The organism is Thauera phenylacetica B4P, from assembly GCF_000310225.1.
Classification (GTDB): Bacteria; Pseudomonadota; Gammaproteobacteria; order Burkholderiales; family Rhodocyclaceae; genus Thauera; species Thauera phenylacetica.
The window spans coordinates 1-1,435 of sequence record NZ_AMXF01000447.1 but is presented as its reverse complement, the minus strand read 5'-3'; the positions used below and the strand labels follow the sequence as shown (position 1 = coordinate 1,435).

Annotated in this window: 1 protein-coding gene and 1 pseudogene; one reads left to right on the top strand and one right to left on the bottom strand. The window is 72.6% G+C overall.

The features are described from left to right. Positions 1–144 precede the first annotated feature (144 nt). Positions 145–714 (bottom strand): bactofilin family protein, encoded by a 570-nt coding sequence (locus C667_RS22910; RefSeq protein ID WP_004388582.1) that lies wholly within the window; start codon positions 712–714, stop codon positions 145–147. Between the two features lie 345 nt (positions 715–1,059). On the opposite strand from C667_RS22910, the pseudogene C667_RS22905 reads away from it, so the two are divergent. Beyond that, a pseudogene (locus tag C667_RS22905) lies at positions 1,060–1,435 on the top strand (two-component sensor histidine kinase); the annotation flags it as partial.

The following is a 1,435-nucleotide window of genomic DNA, read 5'->3' as shown; positions in this document are numbered from 1 at the left end:
CCCGAGGACTCGCCACCGGGCGGCACCGACCCGCAGGGCGCCGCCGGCCGCGGCGGCGCATCCCCGCGCACACAGCGCCGCTGCGGTCGTGCCATGCGCGGGCATGCCCGCTCCCAAGGCCGAACATGCGTCCTGCGCACCGGCTCAGCCCGCCACTGCGGCGAGCGCCCTCGGCTTGTCGTCGACCGCGCGCAGCTCCTTGCCCGCGGTGCTCAGCGACTGTACATCGCCGGACAGCTCGCCCCCCTCCTCGATCAGGATCTTGCCGTAGCGGATCTTGCCGCTCACCCGACCACCGGCGTGGATCAGCAGCTGCTTGCGGGCGGTGAGCTCGCCCTCGAAGTGACCGTGGATCTCGGCGATGTCGATGCCGACCGTGCCCTTGAAGGCGCCCTTCTCCGCGATGCGCAGCACACGGCTGTCCATCGTCGCCTCGACCCGGCCCTCCACGACCAGGGTGTCGCAGTCGAGGATCTCTGCGCCCTTGAGCTTCACCTCGGGACCGACGATCAGCCGGCTCTCGCCCGCGACACCAGCGGCCGCGGGCGCATCCCCGCGCTCCACCGCCGGCGCCTCGCGCCCAGCGGCCGAGGTGCCGGCTTCGGCGGGCTGCGCGGGGGAGGCCGCGGCGACGTTCGTGCCTGCGGTGCGCTGGACGGTACGCGGTGCCGACGCCTCGCCGGCGCCATGGAACAGATTGGGCTTGTTGAACATTGTCTCTCCTGGAATCGGGCGCAGCTCCGGCGCTGCGCTCCACACCCTCGAGAGCAATCCCCATGCCAGCATGGTTTTTCCCCTTGCCGGCCAGGCACTTGGCGCAAGGCGCGCGCGCGTGCCGGCGCGGACTGGGGCGGGAACTGTCGCCCGTGCCCGACACCGCGTCCGGCCGGCGCACTCAAGCGACTGAATACAAACATTTTTGCGCTGTCGCCCGGCGGCGACGCCCATGCCCGCCATTTACTTCGCCTTGCATTTGCATGGCTGCGCCCCGGCCCGCCCTGACCTAGACTCGTCGTCCCCATCGCGGCGCGCCGCTGCGGTGCGCAAACCGATCCCCGCATGCATCGCCTCTCCTTTCGCGCCATCCTGCTCGCGAGCTTCCTGCTGATCACCGCCAGCCTGGCCGTCGCCGTCGCAGGCGCCTGGCGCGGCATGGAGGCGGTCGTGCTCGCGATCCAGGAGGACAAGCAGCGCGCGCTCGCCCTGAGCACCTCTGCGCGCGCGCTCCGCGAGCGCAGCGCGGAGCTCGAGCGCAGCGCTCGCCAGTACCAGGTGCTGGGCGACCCGGCGCTCGCCCGGCGCTTCGAAGCCACTCTCGCCGAGGCACGGCCCGGGCTCGCGCTGGTGGAGGCGGTCAGCCCCACGATGGCCGCAGAGGGCGCGGCGTGGCGTGCCGCCGCGAGCCGCGTCGCGACCTGGCTGGCGAGCCTAGATC